The organism is Providencia sp. UF-224, assembly GCF_058245955.1.
In genome coordinates this window covers 130,761-148,129 of sequence record NZ_JBSICC010000006.1, presented here as the reverse complement: position 1 = coordinate 148,129, position 17,369 = coordinate 130,761, and the positions used below count along the sequence as shown (strand labels likewise).

18 protein-coding genes are annotated in these 17,369 nt (G+C 41.8%); 11 read left to right on the top strand and 7 right to left on the bottom strand.

Features of this window, described 5'->3' with window-relative positions; translation table 11 throughout:
• Position 1 precedes the first annotated feature (1 nt).
• The 3 genes from mlaB (at position 2) to murA (ending at position 2,078) form a co-directional block, all read left to right on the top strand.
• Entirely contained in the window at positions 2–292 is a 291-nt protein-coding gene (gene mlaB / locus AC4IFO_RS08400; protein ID WP_490733438.1) for a lipid asymmetry maintenance protein MlaB, read from the top strand.
• Between the two features lie 216 nt (positions 293–508).
• The gene (gene ibaG, locus AC4IFO_RS08395; RefSeq protein ID WP_490733436.1) at positions 509–763 is read left to right on the top strand and encodes a BolA family iron metabolism protein IbaG; all 255 of its coding nucleotides are present in this window, start codon (positions 509–511) and stop codon (positions 761–763) included.
• A 52-nt stretch (positions 764–815) separates the two neighbouring features.
• Positions 816–2,078: a UDP-N-acetylglucosamine 1-carboxyvinyltransferase gene (murA, locus tag AC4IFO_RS08390; RefSeq protein WP_490733434.1), complete on the top strand. Its 1,263-nt coding sequence runs from the start codon at positions 816–818 to the stop codon at positions 2,076–2,078.
• 79 nt (positions 2,079–2,157) lie between these two features.
• Here murA and degS read toward each other — a convergent pair whose 3' ends face one another.
• The 3 genes from degS to zapG form a co-directional block, all read right to left on the bottom strand.
• On the bottom strand, positions 2,158–3,222 hold the full coding sequence (gene degS, locus AC4IFO_RS08385; RefSeq protein WP_490733432.1) for an outer membrane-stress sensor serine endopeptidase DegS: 1,065 nt from the start codon (positions 3,220–3,222) through the stop codon (positions 2,158–2,160).
• A 114-nt stretch (positions 3,223–3,336) separates the two neighbouring features.
• Positions 3,337–4,731 (bottom strand): Do family serine endopeptidase, encoded by a 1,395-nt coding sequence (locus AC4IFO_RS08380; protein ID WP_490733430.1) that lies wholly within the window; start codon positions 4,729–4,731, stop codon positions 3,337–3,339.
• Positions 4,732–5,104: 373 nt separating this feature from the next.
• Positions 5,105–5,509 carry a Z-ring associated protein ZapG gene (gene zapG / locus AC4IFO_RS08375; protein ID WP_004908297.1) on the bottom strand — a complete coding sequence of 135 codons (405 nt, stop codon included), beginning with the start codon at positions 5,507–5,509 and terminating at the stop codon, positions 5,105–5,107.
• Positions 5,510–5,838: 329 nt separating this feature from the next.
• Here zapG and zapE point away from each other — a divergent pair, with 329 nt between their 5' ends.
• From zapE to sspB, 5 genes are all read left to right on the top strand, one after another.
• Positions 5,839–6,963 (top strand): cell division protein ZapE, encoded by a 1,125-nt coding sequence (zapE, locus tag AC4IFO_RS08370; protein ID WP_490733428.1) that lies wholly within the window; start codon positions 5,839–5,841, stop codon positions 6,961–6,963.
• Between the two features lie 306 nt (positions 6,964–7,269).
• Positions 7,270–7,698 carry a 50S ribosomal protein L13 gene (gene rplM / locus AC4IFO_RS08365; RefSeq protein ID WP_006814213.1) on the top strand — a complete coding sequence of 143 codons (429 nt, stop codon included), beginning with the start codon at positions 7,270–7,272 and terminating at the stop codon, positions 7,696–7,698.
• Between the two features lie 14 nt (positions 7,699–7,712).
• Positions 7,713–8,105, top strand: a complete 393-nt coding sequence (rpsI, locus tag AC4IFO_RS08360; protein ID WP_004258235.1) for a 30S ribosomal protein S9 — start codon at positions 7,713–7,715, stop codon at positions 8,103–8,105.
• Positions 8,106–8,629: 524 nt separating this feature from the next.
• Entirely contained in the window at positions 8,630–9,271 is a 642-nt protein-coding gene (gene sspA, locus AC4IFO_RS08355; protein ID WP_490733425.1) for a stringent starvation protein SspA, read from the top strand.
• Between the two features lie 6 nt (positions 9,272–9,277).
• A complete protein-coding gene (gene sspB / locus AC4IFO_RS08350) occupies positions 9,278–9,772 on the top strand; it encodes a ClpXP protease specificity-enhancing factor (RefSeq protein WP_490733525.1) in 495 nt (164 codons plus the stop codon).
• A 72-nt stretch (positions 9,773–9,844) separates the two neighbouring features.
• Here sspB and AC4IFO_RS08345 read toward each other — a convergent pair whose 3' ends face one another.
• Entirely contained in the window at positions 9,845–11,251 is a 1,407-nt protein-coding gene (locus tag AC4IFO_RS08345; protein WP_490733423.1) for an FAD-dependent oxidoreductase, read from the bottom strand.
• 300 nt (positions 11,252–11,551) lie between these two features.
• On the opposite strand from AC4IFO_RS08345, the gene arcB reads away from it, so the two are divergent.
• The 3 genes from arcB (at position 11,552) to mtgA (ending at position 15,511) form a co-directional block, all read left to right on the top strand.
• The gene (gene arcB / locus AC4IFO_RS08340; RefSeq protein WP_490733421.1) at positions 11,552–13,897 is read left to right on the top strand and encodes an aerobic respiration two-component sensor histidine kinase ArcB; all 2,346 of its coding nucleotides are present in this window, start codon (positions 11,552–11,554) and stop codon (positions 13,895–13,897) included.
• A gap of 232 nt (positions 13,898–14,129) precedes the next feature.
• Positions 14,130–14,780, top strand: a complete 651-nt coding sequence (elbB, locus tag AC4IFO_RS08335) for an isoprenoid biosynthesis glyoxalase ElbB (protein ID WP_490733419.1) — start codon at positions 14,130–14,132, stop codon at positions 14,778–14,780.
• Positions 14,781–14,788: 8 nt separating this feature from the next.
• Entirely contained in the window at positions 14,789–15,511 is a 723-nt protein-coding gene (gene mtgA / locus AC4IFO_RS08330) for a monofunctional biosynthetic peptidoglycan transglycosylase (protein WP_490733417.1), read from the top strand.
• 63 nt (positions 15,512–15,574) lie between these two features.
• On the opposite strand, the gene dolP is transcribed toward mtgA, so the two are convergent.
• The 3 genes from dolP to AC4IFO_RS08315 all read right to left on the bottom strand — a co-directional run bounded on the left by dolP (position 15,575) and on the right by AC4IFO_RS08315 (position 17,348).
• Positions 15,575–16,150, bottom strand: coding sequence for a division/outer membrane stress-associated lipid-binding lipoprotein (gene dolP / locus AC4IFO_RS08325; RefSeq protein WP_047756668.1), 576 nt, complete (start codon positions 16,148–16,150; stop codon positions 15,575–15,577).
• Between the two features lie 9 nt (positions 16,151–16,159).
• Positions 16,160–16,750 carry a DnaA initiator-associating protein DiaA gene (diaA, locus tag AC4IFO_RS08320; RefSeq protein ID WP_004908326.1) on the bottom strand — a complete coding sequence of 197 codons (591 nt, stop codon included), beginning with the start codon at positions 16,748–16,750 and terminating at the stop codon, positions 16,160–16,162.
• Positions 16,751–16,973: 223 nt separating this feature from the next.
• Positions 16,974–17,348 carry a YraN family protein gene (locus tag AC4IFO_RS08315; protein WP_490733414.1) on the bottom strand — a complete coding sequence of 125 codons (375 nt, stop codon included), beginning with the start codon at positions 17,346–17,348 and terminating at the stop codon, positions 16,974–16,976.
• Between the last annotated feature and the right edge of the window lie 21 nt (positions 17,349–17,369).

Below are 17,369 nucleotides of genomic sequence, written 5' to 3'. Positions count from 1 at the left end.
TATGAGCCACGCATTGGCATGGGAAAAAACGCAATCAACACTGCATTTGACGGGCTCATTAGACCGTGACTCGTTGATGTCGTTTTGGGATAAAAAATCCCCATTGCTGGAACAGATTGAAAAAATAGATGTTTCAGGCTTAACCCATGTGGATTCAACAGGGCTGGCAATGTTAGTTCGCTTAAAAGGCGAGTTTCAAACCAAAAAACTGCCGCTGAAGATTATTGGTGCCAGTGATAACTTGAATACACTTATTGAGTTGTATGGGGTGAAAACCATCATTCTGGATTAAGGCGATGAGTCCTAAATTCGGTCAAGTTATGTAAAAATAAGCGCCTCTACGTGCATTTGTGCGTTAGGGGCGTTTTCTTTGGTTTAAGTGTTAGGCTTAATCCTTTAGGATAGACGTTTATGCTCTTTCAATTCGAGTTGTGACTAATTGGGCACATTCAACTAGAATTAGTCAGAGTAAAATTGAAAAACCACAAATAATCATAATAGAGTCACTATGGAAACCAACGAAATAAAACAAGTATTGATGGAAAAGTTGTCTCTGGATGAGGCTATTGTTACAGGTGATGGTAGCCACTTTCAGGTTATCGCTGTCGGTGACATGTTTGACGGTATGAGCCTTGTTAAGCAACAGCAAGCAATTTATGCGCCATTGATGGAATATATTGCGGATAACCGCATCCATGCTCTATCAATTAAAGCGTACACCCCTGCGCAATGGGAGCGCGATCGTAAACTTAGTGGCCTTTGATTTCAAAGCCTAAGCGAACAGCCTGTACAATTCGACATACGAGAATACTTGAATGGATAAGTTTTTAGTTAAAGGACCAACCCGTTTATCGGGCGAGGTTACTATTTCTGGCGCGAAAAATGCTGCGCTGCCAATCCTGTTCGCTGCTCTATTGGCTGAAGAGCCTGTAGAAATACAGAATGTTCCTCATTTGAGGGATATCGACACCACCATTAAATTATTGAATCAGCTTGGCACGAAAGTGAAACGTAATGGTTCAGTATTTGTTGATGCGAGCACAGTAAGCACTTACTGCGCCCCTTATGACCTCGTGAAAACCATGCGTGCTTCTATCTGGGCGCTGGCACCTTTAGTGGCACGTTTTGGTCATGGCGAAGTTTCTCTGCCGGGTGGTTGTGCTATTGGTGCTCGTCCTGTTGATTTACATATTTCTGGTTTAGAACAGTTAGGTGCAAATATTGTTCTGGAAGATGGTTATGTGAAAGCCACCGTTGATGGTCGCCTGAAAGGGGCCTGCATCGTGATGGATAAAGTTAGCGTAGGGGCAACGGTCTCTATTATGACAGCTGCCACATTAGCGGAAGGCACAACAACCATCGAAAATGCGGCGCGTGAACCAGAAATTGAAGACACGGCTAATTTCTTAAACACCCTTGGTGCAAAAATTACCGGTGCAGGCACTGACCGTATTGTGATTGAAGGGGTTGAGCGTTTAGGTGGTGGTACATACCAAGTTCTGCCTGACCGTATTGAAACAGGCACATTCTTAATCGCGGCGGCAGTTTCTCGCGGTAAAGTGATTTGCCGTAATGCACGCCCAGATACACTGGATGCAGTATTAGCAAAATTGCGCGAAGCAGGGGCAACGATTGAAATCGGTGATGACTGGATTAGCTTAGATATGGAAGGTAAACGCCCTAAAGCGGTGACTATCCGTACGGCACCACATCCGGGGTTCCCAACAGACATGCAAGCACAGTTCAGCTTACTAAACTTAATCGCTGAAGGTGCAGGGCTTATCACTGAGACAATTTTTGAAAACCGTTTTATGCATATCCCTGAGCTTATCCGTATGGGTGCGCATGCGGAAATCGAAAGTAATACGGTGTTGTGCCATGGCGTTGAGAAGCTAACCAGTGCACAAGTGATGGCAACAGATTTACGTGCATCTGCAAGCCTTGTTATTGCAGGTTGTATTGCAGAAGGCACTACAACGGTTGACCGTATTTACCACATTGACCGTGGTTATGAGCATATTGAAGACAAGCTACGTGGTTTAGGGGCAGATATTCAGCGTGTTCATTCAGACGACTAACGTTCTCGTTTATTGAATTGAAACAAAAATGCCGTTCAATTGAACGGCATTTTTTATCGTCAAATTTATTTGCCTGCAATTAACCAGCTTGTCCTTCAGGATTTTCTTCAATAACGACATCGATAGTTTTCGTTTCGCCGTCTCGCAAAATTTGCACAGAGGCTTTACTGCCGGGGCGAATTTCAGCCACGAAATCCATAGTTTCAGCAGCAGAAATTGCGGGTTTTCCATCAACAGATAAAATGATATCTCCTTGAACAATACCCGATTTAGCCGCTGGGCCATTTGGCGCAACTTGGAAAATACGTAGCCCTTGTATCTGGTTGATATTATTATTGTTTGATCTGATTTGTGGAAGCTCACGCGCGGTAATGCCAATATAGCCACGGATCACTCGGCCATCACGGATCAGTTTATCCATAATTTTAGTTGCAAGCGCAGTCGGAATGGCAAAACTGAGGCCTTCTGACGTAATTCCTTGTCCCGCAGTGAAAGAAAGGGTGTTAATCCCGACTAACTCACCTTCGGTATTAATTAGGGCTCCACCAGAGTTACCTGAATTAATTGAAGCATCAGTTTGTAAGAAGTTTTGCCGACGTGTCGAGCTTAGACCCACACGGCCTGTCGCACTAATAATGCCTTGGGTGACGGTTTGACCAATATTGTAGGGATTGCCAATAGCTAAGACGACATCCCCCACATGGGTGACACGTTGAGTATTAATGGGGATTACAGGGAGGTTATCCGCATCAATCTTAAGTATAGCAAGGTCTGTCAGTGAATCAGAACCTACCAGTAAGGCATCAAAAATGGCGCCGTCTTGCAGTGCTACTAAGATTTGATCTGGGTTATCAACCACATGCTTATTGGTAATGATATAGCCATTCGGGCTCATAATCACACCTGAGCCTAACGATTTTAGTTCACGTCCAGACTGGGAAAAACTGCCTTTCGAGCTACTGTAAACATAAACCACGGCTGGAGCTGCACGACGCACAGCTTTGTTATAACTGATAGGCTCGCTATTTGTTCTGCCATACAGTAAATCCGCTAAACCTTGTGGGCGCAAAGAAGGTACCGCAATGATGATAATCAATGCAGTCAATAGGCCAAGCAGGACAGAGATGGTTAGCTTCTTTACCATAAGATATTGGAGATTCAGTTATTTTTAAACATGCAGTGAGCATAACATAAAAAAACAGGTACAGCAGAGTGATACTGTACCTGTTTTATTGATTTTAAGACCTACGTTTATTAATTAATTGCGCATTAATAAATATAAGGTTTCACCATCACGTAAGACTTTCATTGCCAGTACTGGAGGCTTACCATCGATGATTTTGCGGAATTGCTCAATAGTTTCAACGCGTTGATCGTTCACGCCAAAGATTAAGTCACCTTTGACTAAGCCAATAGCTGCAGCAGGGGATTTAGGTGCGACGCTGTCCACTTGAACACCACGTGTATTGCTAATAGTCGCATTCGAAATCGTTGCGCCTAATAATGATTCAGTTAATTTCTCTGCGCGTGTTGCTGAGCCTTCATCATTTTCAAGAACAACTTTTACATCCATTGGTTTGCCTGAACGGATAAGGCCAATAGTGATTTCTTTTCCGATTTGGCTAGTACCAATTTTAGCTCTTAATTCCGCAAAACTGTTAATGCGCTTACCATCGACAGAGACTAGAACGTCACCTGATTTAATACCTGCTTTTGCAGCAGATGATTTCGGCAGAACTTCACTGACAAACGCACCGCGCTGAGCATCAATATTGAAGGCTTTTGCGATGTCTGAGTTCATCTCAGTCCCTTTAATACCTAAGATACCGCGCTTAACTTCGCCGTGCTTAATTAGCTGCTCACTGAGGTTTTTCGCCATATTGCTTGGGATAGCAAAACCGATACCGATATTACCACCACCAGGGGCTAAAATAGCGGTGTTGATACCAATCAGCTCACCGTTTAAGTTCACTAAGGCACCACCAGAGTTACCACGGTTGATGGATGCATCGGTTTGAATAAAGTTTTCTAAGCCCTCAAGATTCAAGCCACTACGACCTAATGCAGAAATAATCCCCGAAGTAGCTGTTTGGCCTAATCCGAATGGGTTACCAACCGCGACAGCAAAATCACCCACACGCAATTTATCGGAATCAGCAATACTGACGGCGGTTAAATTTTTGATATCTTTATCATTTGAGATTTTCAGTAACGCGATATCGGTTTGCGGGTCTTTACCAATCAATTTGACGGCAATTTCACGGCCATCATTTAATTGAATTTGAATTTTATCTGCGCCATCAATAACATGGTTGTTGGTTAAAATATAACCTTGCTGGGCATCGATAATAACCCCTGAACCAAGGCCTTCAAATGGGCGCACGCTTTGTTGTTGTGAAGGTGCATTAGGGCCAAAGAAGAATTTTAATTCTTCAGGGATTTGTTGGTTTTGTACGCGAGTTCCCGATACGTGAATATTCACCACCGCTGGCAATACTTTTTCCAGCATTGGTGCAAGGCTCGGCATGTTTTGGCTTTGCGCCGTTGCTGGCAGTGTCGCAGGGAGTGCAGCACTACTTACAGTGGGAATAGTGGCCAAAGATAAGCCTAAACTCATTGCTACAGCGGTAAGAAAAAAGTTTTTTCTTTTCATAATTCAGTCAATTCTCTCAAGAATAAAGGTTTAATTCACTGTGAGCCTTTCGTTTGGCAAACACAATGAGCTTCTATTTGGTTGGTATAAGATTCAATTTTACTGATGACTATGACCACAGATTATGCGCAAAAGTTCCACTTACAGATAGCAATTAACCACTCTTTTACATCTATTTACATGCAACTTAAGTAAAACTTTAACTTCTATACGGTTGCTAAATAAATCATTAAATTTAATTTAGATGGAAATGTTGTTCAGGATTATTAAATGAATACTTTGCAGTAGATGATGCGAATAGAGTTGGGGATTAAAGCGAATACAATAAGAAATCACCAGTAAGCGGGACTTACTGGTGATATACAATCAGAAACTATTTTTCTTTCTCTTCAATCGGGCGGAATAAGCCCGATGCACCGTCAGAGTAATCTCTTGGTGGCATTTTCACTGGCGCTTGATCGTTATCCGCTTCGGATTCGGTCAAGCGATAGTTAAATGGGTTATCTTGTGCTGGCATATCTGGCATTAATTCAGATGAACTTTGTGCCATATGTTGATAAAGCTGACGGTAGTCACGCGCCATTTTATCCAATAATTCTGCGCTACGAGCAAAGTGGCTGACTAATTCTTTACGGTACTCTTCTAGCTCAGTACTTTTTTTGTCTAGCTCAGCTTGCGCTGTTTTTTGTTGGCGAAGTTTTGGATTACCATAGCGGACAACTAATGCACCGATGATAAAACCGACAATCAATCCGATTAATGCATACTCCCAGGTCATGCTGACTCCTTCATTACTTCAATGTTCGCAGAAATTAAGCGTCGTTACCGTTACTATACCTTAAATAATTCAAGTTGCATGTAGGCGTCAAGTAAAGCATCTCAACATATTGTAATTTAGCGGTTAAGTGATGAGAAAACCCACAACGCTTGAATCGAGTTATTATAAACAGTTAACAACTTTAAGAGTGGAATCTTAAGGTGAATTTCCTTACTCTATGATGATTCGTTAACCGAAAGTTAAATGATAACTGAATCTGGTTATAATAAAGGCAGTGTATATCAAATAACGGTAAAAAAACCGAAAATTTTTTAAGGATTACTCAGTTAATGTCACCGATGACCCCTACAATGCGTTATCAACAAGCGCTCGCGGATGGCAATTATCAGCCTGATGACGTACAGAAGCTTGCCGTAGAACGTTTAGATAAAATTTATCATCAGCTTACTAATTCCACATTAGTCACACCGAATGAAAAACCAAGCGGTTTTTTTAGCCGTTTATTAGGAAAAAACGCGTCCAATAAATCAATAGAGCCTGTCCAAGGCTTATATATGTGGGGCGGCGTGGGGCGCGGGAAAACATGGCTAATGGACATGTTTTATGAGAGTTTGCCGGGTGATCGTAAACTGCGGCTGCATTTTCATCGTTTTATGAAGAAAGTGCAGGAAGATTTGATGGCATTACAGGGGCAAGAAAATCCGCTGGATATCATTGCTGATGAGTTTAAAAAACAAACGGATGTATTGTGTTTCGATGAGTTTTTTGTCTCTGATATTACGGATGCAATGATTTTAGGTACCTTGCTGGAAGGCTTGTTTGCTCGCGGGATCACACTGGTCGCCACGTCCAATATTATCCCCGATAACTTATATCGTAATGGGTTACAGCGCGCGCGCTTTTTGCCAGCCATTGAGCAAATCAAAAAATATTGCGATGTTATGAATGTTGATGCAGGGATTGATTATCGCTTGCGCACATTGACGCAAGCCCACCTCTTTTTATCTCCGATAAATGCACAAAATCGCCAGCACTTGGATGATGTTTTTGTCAAATTGGCGGGGAAACAGGGGGCGATAAACCCAGTTTTAGAAGTCAATCACCGGAAAATGCAGGTACTTCGTTCGTCTGAAGGTGTTTTAGCCGTTGAGTTTAAAGTGCTGTGTGAAGAGCCGCGAAGTCAAAATGACTATATTTATTTATCAAACTGTTATCACACAGTTTTATTGTACGATGTACCTGTGATGGGGACAAAAGACGAAAACCCTGCACGGCGTTTTCTTGCGCTGGTGGATGAGTTTTACGAGCGTAAAGTGAAACTCGTGATTAATGCGGAAGTCCCGATGGAATCCCTTTATCAGGGGCAGCTTTTAGCTTTTGAATACCAACGTTGCTTATCACGCTTACAAGAAATGCAAAGCGAAGAGTATTTAAAAATCCCGCATTTGGCTTAAGTTTTTCGAGCGCATGTGAGTTTTAGCGCTGAAATAAGCCAAAACGTTCAAATTAAGTACAAATGGCGTTGGATATTCACACAAACGTAAAAAAAATGCATTTGGGGTCGATTTTTGTTTCCGACTTCTCTATAATCTTGCGACCCCACGTTACAGCGCTATTTTTTATTTCCCAAAAAATAACGCATAATGCCAGTTAGGCTGCTCGAAGGGGTAGGTTTACTGGACAAAGAGTCGTGTGAACCTCAGAAAGCTTATGAACATGAGTGTTCACCAACGTGTAACTTCAATATTGGGTAAGTTTTAATGAAAACTTTTACAGCTAAACCAGAGACCGTAAAACGCGACTGGTACGTTGTTGATGCAGATGGCAAAACTTTAGGCCGTCTTGCAACAGAAATTGCTAGCCGTCTGCGCGGTAAGCATAAAGCGGAATACACTCCGCACGTGGATACTGGTGATTACATCATCGTTCTGAATGCAGAAAAAATTGCTGTTACCGGCAAAAAACGCGAAGACAAAATCTACTATCGCCACACTGGCCATGTAGGTGGAATCAAGCAAGCAACTTTCGAAGAAATGATTGCTCGCAGTCCTGAGCGTGTGCTTGAAATCGCGGTTAAAGGCATGTTGCCAAAAGGACCTCTGGGTCGTGCAATGTACCGTAAACTGAAAGTTTACGCAGGTAATGAGCACAACCACGCGGCTCAACAACCGCAAGTTCTTGACATTTAATCGGGATTATAGCAATGGCTGAAAATCAATACTACGGCACTGGTCGCCGCAAAAGCTCATCTGCTCGTGTCTTTATTAAGCCGGGTAGCGGTAACATCACAATCAATCAGCGTACGCTGGAACAGTACTTTGGTCGCGAAACTGCGCGCATGGTCGTTCGTCAGCCGTTAGAATTGGTTGAAATGTTGGAAAAACTGGATCTGTACATCACTGTTAAAGGTGGTGGTATTTCAGGTCAAGCAGGCGCAATCCGTCACGGTATTACTCGTGCACTGATGGCTTATGATGAGACTCTTCGTTCTGATCTGCGTAAAGCTGGTTTCGTTACCCGTGATGCGCGTTCTGTTGAACGTAAGAAAGTGGGTCTGCGTAAAGCACGTCGTCGTCCACAGTTCTCCAAACGTTAATTTATTGCCTTTTAGGCATAAAATTGATGAAAAAACCCGTCTTTATGGCGGGTTTTTTATTGCCTAAAAATCTGTAAGCAGGCAAAAAAAGATAATATAAAAAAGAAGTAAATATAATAAGCAGAAAAAGATAATTAATTAGTCTAGAATTTAAAATTATCAACTCATGCGAATATAAATGACATTTTTTAAGCATATTAATGTAATAGCCATGAAGTTAACTCCAAGGTTTATTGCCTGTTAATTTTGATTTAATCGACGTATTCCCCTGTTTCTTCTTTGCTTATTGGCTATTAAGAAAATAAATCTATGATTTTCCCTACTGCACCCCCCTAAGCTGTACAAAATCTGTTAGAATATGCGCCTGTTTTTTTATTTCATCATTTCTCGCCTTTCTGTGCGGGAGGGTTGTGTTGGCTTTTAGTATGGATAAATAAAAGCGGAACACAGGGGATTTTAAAATGGGTAATGGGTAATTAAAAAATTAATTACATTTCGTCCATTTTTGTAATTTGGAGGTTTTAATGGCTGTCGCTCCTAACAAACGTTCGGTAATGACATTGTTCTCAGGCCCAACTGACATTTTTAGCCATCAGGTACGTATCGTACTGGCAGAAAAAGGGGTTAGCGTCGAAATTGAACATGTTGAACCCGGTCATCCACCTCAAGATCTCATTGATCTCAACCCGTACCAAAGCGTCCCGACACTGGTTGACCGTGAACTGACGTTATATGATCCACTGATTATCATGGAATACCTTGATGAGCGTTTTCCTCATCCACCATTAATGCCAGTGTACCCAGTTGCGCGCGGAACTAGCCGTCAATTAATGCACCGAATTGAAAAAGACTGGTACTCATTAATGCATAAAGTTGAGAAAGGCAACGCACAAGAAGCAGATAGTGCTCGTCGCCAATTAGCGGAAGAACTAATTGCCGTTTCTCCTGTATTTGCTGAAATGCCATTCTTTATGAGTGACGAGTTTAGCTTAGTGGATTGCTATTTAGCCCCACTGTTATGGCGTTTACCTGTCCTTGGTATTGAATTAAAACTGAATAACAGCAAACATTTGCAAATGTACATGCAACGCGTGTTTGAGCGTGATGCATTCTTAGCATCGTTGACTGAATTAGAACGCGAAATGCGTTTGTCAGCAAGAGGCTAAGCTATGATGGAAATGGCAGCAATGTCTCCACGCCGCCCTTATCTGTTACGTGCTCATTATGAATGGTTGCTCGATAACGATATGACCCCGCATTTGGTGGTTGATGTCACCATTCCTGCCGTGAATGTTCCAATGGAGTTTGCTCGGGATGGGCAAATTGTATTGAATGTTGCGCCTCGCGCCGTGGGTAATTTCGAAATTACAAACGAAGAAGTGCGTTTCAATGCGCGTTTTGGTGGGGTTCCACGTCAAGTGTATGTCCCAATGGCTGCAATTATGGCGGTGTATGCACGTGAAAACGGTGCAGGGATGATGTTCGAACCTGAAGCTGCATATGATGCAGAGTTGTCATCTGATTTTGCTGAAGTCGATGAGCTACATGAAGAGAACATCTCATTGGTTCAAGAAAGTGAGTCAGTTGAGAACAACAACGATGAACCTTCAGATGACGAGCCACCAAGACCGCCGAAAGGCAGACCTGCGTTAAGAGTCGTTAAGTAACAATTCATTTTATTTAGATTAATGAACAGAGGGGTTCCCCTCTGTTTTTTTATGTCTATTTTTTACAATTCACTAAACCGCTAAAAAAAGCAAAATACCCTCAGCGGCACTGCGTCCATCGGCAATCGCATTGACGACAAGATCTGAACCTCGGACAGCATCACCCCCTGCAAATATTTTTTTATAGGAGGTTTGGAAAGGAAACGAGCTGTTGCGACTTGCACAAATATGCCCCTGAGAGTCAAGTTGTACCGAGCTGTCTTCTATCCAAGGTTGTTTGTGTGGGCGAAAACCAAAAGCAACAATGACGGCATCTGCTTTAATCGTAAAATCTGAATTTTTGATAGTTTCTACAGCGTAGCGACCCTCTTTGAATTCGCCATTTTGCGTGCGAACGACAGAAATTCCGTTGGCTTGTTGACAGGCATCCAACAGGATCTCAGTGGCTTGTAAATTAAAATGAAATTCTGCCCCTTCTTCAATTGCATGATTTATCTCTTTTAATGAAGCAGGCATACTTTGCTTGTCACGTCGATAAACACAGCTGACATGGGCCGCCCCTTGCCGAATAGCGCTACGTACGCAATCCATCGCGGTATCGCCACCACCTAACACCACCACATTTTTTCCGCGTAAATTGATATAAGGTTCAACTAGTGATTGGGGAAGTTGCAGTAAATGGCGTGTATTTGCGATTAAATAAGGAAGGGCATCATAACAGCCATGAGCGCCATTTCTGCGCAGTTCACCTTTAATTGCACTGTAAGCACCTGTAGCGAGGAAAATCGCGTCATAATCCGTCTCAAGCGTATTTAGGTGTATATCCTGACCAATATCGATGTTAAGTTGAAATTGAATCCCCATTTCGGTAAAGATTTCGCGCCGTTGTACCATGACCTGCTTTTCTAATTTAAATGCAGGTATTCCGAAGGTTAATAAACCGCCGATTTCTGGGTGTTTATCAAAGACAGTAACTTGCACGCCATTGCGGGCTAAAACATCAGCGCAAGCAAGCCCCGCAGGACCTGCCCCAACAATTGCAACATGGCGATCGACTGGTGAGACGCGAGAGAGATCAGGGCGCCATCCAAGCGAAAAAGCTGTGTCATTGATATAACGTTCTATGTGACCGATGGTGACAGCGCCGAAGGTGTCGTTCAGGACACAAGCCATTTCACACAGTTTATCTTGAGGACAAATTCGACCGCAAATTTCTGGCAAGCTATTGGTATGATGCGATAATTCAGCCGCTTCTATAATACGTCCTTCCTCTGCTAATTTTAGCCATTTAGGGATGGCATTATGCAAAGGGCATTTCCATTCACAAAATGGGCTTCCACAGGAAAGGCAACGACTCGCTTGTTGCTGAATTTGTTTGGCATCATCGGGCTCATAAATTTCAACGAAATTTATTTTTCGAATCCCTTCCGCTTTTTTTTGTGGTTCATTTCGCGGGAGACCAATAATTTTTGAGTTCATGGTATTCCTTACTGAACTTAGTCTGAATTTGGGGCGTATAGCGATCTTTCAAACTTGAAGTTTAGCACTGCTAAATAAGTATAAGTCACATTATTGATTTGTTTTTCAATTAATTATGACGAAAAAGTAGCCAAGGCATATTTTTATCCGAGCTAAAACAAAGAAAATACCTGATTGTTATTTATCATTAATGATAAAAAATGGCTATTGAATGAGCAGGATCGACATTTTGCATTAATAAACATCCGAATCTGCCCTGTTTGATATATGATTCAAAGAGAATTTTACTAAGGGGTGGTTATGAAAGTACTTCGCGGCCTTGCGCAATACTATGTCGATTTGATGATGAAACTCGGGTTGGTACGGTTTTCGCTGTTACTGGCTTCTGCACTTGTTGTCTTGGCCATGATCATGCAAATGGCAGTCACAATATTCTTGCGTGGGCACGTCGATAGCTTGGATATGGTAGGTTCTATTTTCTTTGGGCTTATTATCACCCCGCTTGCGGTCTATTTTCTTTCCGTTGTGGTCGAACAACTTGAAGAGTCGCGACAACGATTATCACGTATGGTCGATAAACTCGAGGTCATGCGTAAGCGTGATGCTGAATTAAATACGCAGTTACAAGGGAATATAGAGCAACTCAACCTTGAAATACTTGAACGTGAAAAAGCGGAACGCGCACATTTAGAGCTACTTGAGCAACTCAAGCAAGAAATGAAATACCGTGAACTCACTCAAATTGAACTTGAGCAACAATCTGTGTTGTTACGCTCATTCCTTGATGCCTCCCCTGACTTGGTTTATTACCGCAATGAAAATAACGAATTTTCGGGCTGTAATAGGGCAATGGAACTGCTAACGGGGAAAAGTGAAAAACACTTAGTTGGGCTGACTCCGCTAGATATTTATGATGTGGAAATTGCCTCCAAAGTGATGGAAACCGATGAAAAAGTATTCCGCCACAATGTTTCACTGACTTACGAACAATGGCTGGTTTATCCCGATGGGCGAAAAGCCTGTTTTGAACTACGAAAAGTGCCATTTTATGATCGCGTGGGTAAAAGACACGGCCTTATGGGCTTTGGGCGTGATATAACCGAGCGTAAGCGCTACCAGGAAGCGTTAGAGAACGCAAGCAGGGAGAAGACCACATTTATTTCAACGATCAGCCATGAGCTTCGTACTCCCCTTAACGGCATTGTAGGTTTAAGCCGAATTCTATTAGACACCGATCTCACTTCGGAACAATCTAGCTATTTAAAAACAATTCATGTCAGTGCTGTGACTTTAGGAAATATTTTTAATGATGTCATTGAGATGGATAAAATTGAACGCCGTAAAGTTCAGTTGGATAACCAGCCAATCGCATTATCTGAGTTTGTGAATGATCTTGAAAATTTAAGTGGCTTATTAGTCCAGCCTAAAGGCTTAAAATTTGTCATGGATGTTGCCCCTGCGTTGCCTAAAAAAGTGCTTACGGATGGAACGCGTCTACGTCAAATATTGTGGAATTTAATTGGTAATGCGGTCAAATTCACCCAAAAAGGTGAAGTGAAACTAAGTATCTGGCAAGAATCTGAAAATAAATTGTTTTTTAGAGTCCAAGATAGTGGAATTGGGATCCCTCAAGATGAGCTAGATAAAATTTTTGCGATGTACTACCAAGTAACAGATTCTGCTGGTGGTAAACCTGCAACAGGAACGGGGATTGGACTTTCTGTATCCCGACGACTAGCACAAAATATGGGGGGTGATATTCAAGTTGAAAGCCAAATTGGTGAAGGTTCAACATTTACCTTGTCAATTATCGCTCCAGTCGTTGAAGAAGATGTCATTGAATTTGAAGAAAGTGAAGATGACTACCCGCTACCCGCGTTACATATTCTTTTAGTGGAAGATATCGAGCTAAACGTCGTTGTGGCGCGCTCTGTATTAGAAAACTTGGGGAATACGGTTGATGTCGCAATGACAGGTAAAGAGGCATTATCCATGTTCTCACCTGGTGAATATGATTTAGTTCTATTAGATATTCAGTTACCAGATATGACAGGGCTGGATATTTCAAGGCAACTGAAACAGCAATATGGTAAAGAGGACTTACCACCACTTATCGCACTGACAGCAAATGTGCTTAAAGATAAAAAAGAATACTTTGATGCGGGGATGGATGGTGTTTTAAGTAAACCATTATCTGTGCCGGCACTGACCCAAATTATTGAGCAATTCTGGGGTGAACAGGCTTCATATTCTGAAGGAGCTCAACGTGAATCTCAGGAGTCACCAGTCGATGAGTCAAGATTAGATTGTGAAATGTTGGAGCAATATATTGAATTGGTTGGCCCTAAATTAATTTATGACGGGTTAGAAGTATTTGAAAAAATGCTACCAGGTTACTTAGCTATTCTCGACTCAAATATGGTTGCAAAGGATCAAAAGGGCATCGTAGAAGAGGCTCATAAGATTAAAGGCGCAGCGGGTTCTGTTGGCTTAAGGAACTTACAGAAAATTGCTCAGCAAATCCAATCCCCTGATTTACCTGCTTGGTGGGATAATGTCCAAGAGTGGGTGGATGAACTAAAACAGGATTGGAAAGGCGATATAGAAACTTTAAGAAACTGGGTTAATGAGCGCACAAAAAAATAACCCCAACCGAAGTTGGGGTGCGCGAATACTGCGCCAACACCAGGGAAATCGTTGATTTGCATGTGGTTTTCATTCTAGGCAAATCATTAAATTAGGTAGATCGCGGTAAACAATAACATCAAGATACCAAAATTTAGCGAATCTGTTACAAGATTCATTAAAATCTGTGATGAAGATTGATGTTTGCCTGCTTTATCGCTTGAGAGATAATTTACTACAAATGGAGCAAGATATGAAATCAATTGCGGTTATTTTAAGTGGCTGTGGTGTATTTGATGGAAGCGAGGTTCATGAGTCAGTATTGACTATGTTAGCTTTGAATCAAAATAATGCTGAGGTTCATTTTTTTGCACCTGATGAATTGCAACCTACTGTTATAAATCATGTAAATGGAAATGAAAAAACAGAAAAACGCAATCAATTAGAAGAGTCTGCGCGTATTACACGTGGAAAAATATCCCCTTTATCCTCTGCTGATGCCTCTAAGCTTGATGCGCTCATCATTCCTGGTGGTTTTGGCGCTGCAAAAAATTTATGTAATTTTGCTGTCAAAGGCAGTGACTGTGAAATTAATAAAGAACTATTAAGTTTAGTTCGCCAAATGCACCAACAGAAAAAGCCGCTAGGACTGATGTGTATTGCACCTGTAATGCTGCCAAAAATGTTAAATACATCAGTAGAATTAACTATTGGTGATGATAGTGAAACGATTGCCCAAATAGAAAGTATGGGGGGAAAACACATCAAATGTCCTGTTGATGACATTGTTGTTGATGAAGTTAACCGAGTTGTCACAACCCCTGCTTATATGCTGGCACAATCAATTTCTGAAGCAAATATAGGGATTAATAAGCTTGTTGAGAAAGTATTGGAAATGGCGTGATTATTTGAATGCTAACTATTGTTTCTAGGTTGTGGCATGGGTTAAAGAAGATCACATTTTCATTACTTGTGGTGTGGTTTTGTACTGTCATCATTTTTAAATATGTACCCGTGCCATTCTCTGCGGTCATGGCCGAACGGCAAATAAGTGCGTGGTTAAGCTTAAACTTTTCTTATGTTTCAAACTCTACTTGGGCAAATGAAAATCAGATCTCTCCGTATATTTATTTAGCGGTTATCGCATCAGAAGATCAAAATTTTCCACATCATTGGGGTTTTGATCTTGATGCAATTGAACGCGCTTACAAGCATAATGCGAACAATAAACAATCAATTAGAGGGGCTTCAACAATCTCTCAGCAGACCGTTAAAAACTTATGGTTATGGGATGGAAGAAGCTGGATTAGAAAAGGCTTAGAGACATTAATAACACCAGTAATGGAACTTATGTGGTCTAAACAGAGGATATTGACTGTTTATCTAAATATTGCGGAGTTTGGTGAGGGGGTTTTTGGTGTTGAAGAAGCTTCAAATAAATTCTTCAATAAACCTGCTAGTAAGCTTTCGATGAGTGAAGCTGCACTTTTAGCGGCAGTTCTTCCAAATCCACATCGCTATAGTGTAAAAACACCATCTTCTTATGTCTTGAAGCGGCAGGCGTGGATACTGAACCAGATGCACCTTTTGGGTGGTAAGAATTTTCTGAAAGTAAACGATGTTTTGTCTGAATAAGAAAAAAGCCATAGTTTTTCACTGATGGCTCTTATTCTTATTCGGATATATTATTGTTTATGATTAATTAAGATAAGTGAAAGCAGTCGTTACTCGACGGACGCCATCTGTCTCGCTGGCGATTTTAGCCGCAGCATCACCTTCTTGTCTTGTTAATACGCCAAGTAAAAAAACCTCTCCATTTTCAGTGATGACTTTTACACTGCCTGATTTGACACTGTCACTGGCCAAAATTTTGGATTTTACTTTAGTTGTTAGCCACGTATCTTTTGAGGCAGTGCCTAAATCGACAGGCTCACCGCTACGTACCTCATTATAAACTGATACAGTGCCATCAACATTAGAGGCAATTTGCTTAGCACGTTCAGCCCATGACATATCAGGGCTCTGTCCAGTTAATAGCACATTACCTTTATAAGCAGTGGCAATAATACGAGCCTTACCTGTGATTTCTTTGTCTTTATTAAGCTGCCCACTGACACGAGCTTCGAGTGTGCCATCATCAACCTGTTGACCAACAGTTCGTGGGTCAGAAGCACTCTTAGTGGCAACCGCTGCGGAACCAACAACAGCGGCACCAATACAGCCTTGTAAAAGGATCGTACTGATTACTATGGCAAAAATGGGTATTAATCGCATTTTGTCTCCTTAATCATCCTGATGGGGGAAAAGAGTATTATCTATAAGATCACATAGACAATTTACAGTAAGAAGATGAACTTCTTGAATTCGAACACTGCGCTGAGAAGGAATACGAATTTCAACATCTTGTGGGCCAAGTAGCCCCGCAAGCTCTCCACCATCGTAGCCAGTAAGGGCGACAATGGTCATATCTCGAGTGACAGCTGCTTCAACCGCTTTAATAATATCGCTACTATTACCATGGGTAGAAATAGCCATTAAAACATCACCATGTTGCCCTAGTGCTCTAACTTGCTTCGCGTAAATTTCAGAAGGCTGTTTACTTCCAGAAATAGCAGTAAGCACGGCATTATCCGTATTGAGCGCAAGAGCAGGAAGGCTGGGGCGTTCGGTTTCAAACCGATGGATCATGCTAGCAGCAAAACGTTGTGCAGTAGCCGCTGATGCACCATTACCACAACATAAAATTTTGTTGCCATTAAGTAAAGACTGAACCATCATCATTGCGGCTCTTGAAATCGCATCGGGCAGCGCCTCGGCGGCTGCAATTTGAGTTTGAATGCTTTCGGTGAAGCAGACTTTTATTCTATCTAGCACTGGTTTTTTCCTGTAAAAATTTACCCGTCATTCTTCGCACTGTCGCTGTGTTGACTGCAACGCTCATCCTAATCACATACTTTTTTTTGTATGCTCATAGGATTAGCTCATTTGTCGCCTTGCGACAGCACGAATTATTTAGGGTAAACCCGTCATGTCCGTACTGTCGCGGTGTTGACTGCAATCGCTATTGGTAAAGGATACAATAGCTCGCTGACGAATATTAACTCTCTTCATTAAAGGCGTTTTGTATCCATTCGAATTGATTGCCCGTAATGGCACAAATATCAAATCGACAGGCACTGGTTTCGAAACTCTCTTGCCGTTGTGCGAGCCAAACCTTGGCTGCGGCTAATAATTTTCTACGTTTATGCCAGTTTACTGATAAAAGTGCATCACCGTAATCACAATTTTTGCGAAATCGCACTTCAACAAATACCCAACCTGTTTTATCACGCATAATGAGGTCAATTTCCCCACCTCGATTTCTGGCATTGCGTTCAATAAAAGTTAGCCCCTGTTTTTTCAGGAAGGAGAGAGCCTGATTTTCGTAATATCGGCCTGTTAGCCATCTTAAGGGTTTTTGAATTGCTTTCATGACGTCCTTGTCTGAAAAAGC

What these genes read in the sequence shown, in the direction of transcription:
- AC4IFO_RS08315 (WP_490733414.1), bottom strand. Translation starts at nt 17,348, where the DNA reads ATGAAAGCAATTCAAAAACCCTTAAGATGGCTAACAGGCCGATATTAC.
- sspA (WP_490733425.1), top strand. Translation starts at nt 8,630, where the DNA reads ATGGCTGTCGCTCCTAACAAACGTTCGGTAATGACATTGTTCTCAGGC.
- murA (WP_490733434.1), top strand. Translation starts at nt 816, where the DNA reads ATGGATAAGTTTTTAGTTAAAGGACCAACCCGTTTATCGGGCGAGGTT.
- zapE (WP_490733428.1), top strand. Translation starts at nt 5,839, where the DNA reads ATGTCACCGATGACCCCTACAATGCGTTATCAACAAGCGCTCGCGGAT.
- mtgA (WP_490733417.1), top strand. Translation starts at nt 14,789, where the DNA reads ATGCTAACTATTGTTTCTAGGTTGTGGCATGGGTTAAAGAAGATCACA.
- zapG (WP_004908297.1), bottom strand. Translation starts at nt 5,509, where the DNA reads ATGACCTGGGAGTATGCATTAATCGGATTGATTGTCGGTTTTATCATC.
- elbB (WP_490733419.1), top strand. Translation starts at nt 14,130, where the DNA reads ATGAAATCAATTGCGGTTATTTTAAGTGGCTGTGGTGTATTTGATGGA.
- dolP (WP_047756668.1), bottom strand. Translation starts at nt 16,150, where the DNA reads ATGCGATTAATACCCATTTTTGCCATAGTAATCAGTACGATCCTTTTA.
- mlaB (WP_490733438.1), top strand. Translation starts at nt 2, where the DNA reads ATGAGCCACGCATTGGCATGGGAAAAAACGCAATCAACACTGCATTTG.
- rpsI (WP_004258235.1), top strand. Translation starts at nt 7,713, where the DNA reads ATGGCTGAAAATCAATACTACGGCACTGGTCGCCGCAAAAGCTCATCT.
- AC4IFO_RS08380 (WP_490733430.1), bottom strand. Translation starts at nt 4,731, where the DNA reads ATGAAAAGAAAAAACTTTTTTCTTACCGCTGTAGCAATGAGTTTAGGC.
- AC4IFO_RS08345 (WP_490733423.1), bottom strand. Translation starts at nt 11,251, where the DNA reads ATGAACTCAAAAATTATTGGTCTCCCGCGAAATGAACCACAAAAAAAA.
- ibaG (WP_490733436.1), top strand. Translation starts at nt 509, where the DNA reads ATGGAAACCAACGAAATAAAACAAGTATTGATGGAAAAGTTGTCTCTG.
- rplM (WP_006814213.1), top strand. Translation starts at nt 7,270, where the DNA reads ATGAAAACTTTTACAGCTAAACCAGAGACCGTAAAACGCGACTGGTAC.
- sspB (WP_490733525.1), top strand. Translation starts at nt 9,278, where the DNA reads ATGGAAATGGCAGCAATGTCTCCACGCCGCCCTTATCTGTTACGTGCT.
- arcB (WP_490733421.1), top strand. Translation starts at nt 11,552, where the DNA reads ATGAAAGTACTTCGCGGCCTTGCGCAATACTATGTCGATTTGATGATG.
- degS (WP_490733432.1), bottom strand. Translation starts at nt 3,222, where the DNA reads ATGGTAAAGAAGCTAACCATCTCTGTCCTGCTTGGCCTATTGACTGCA.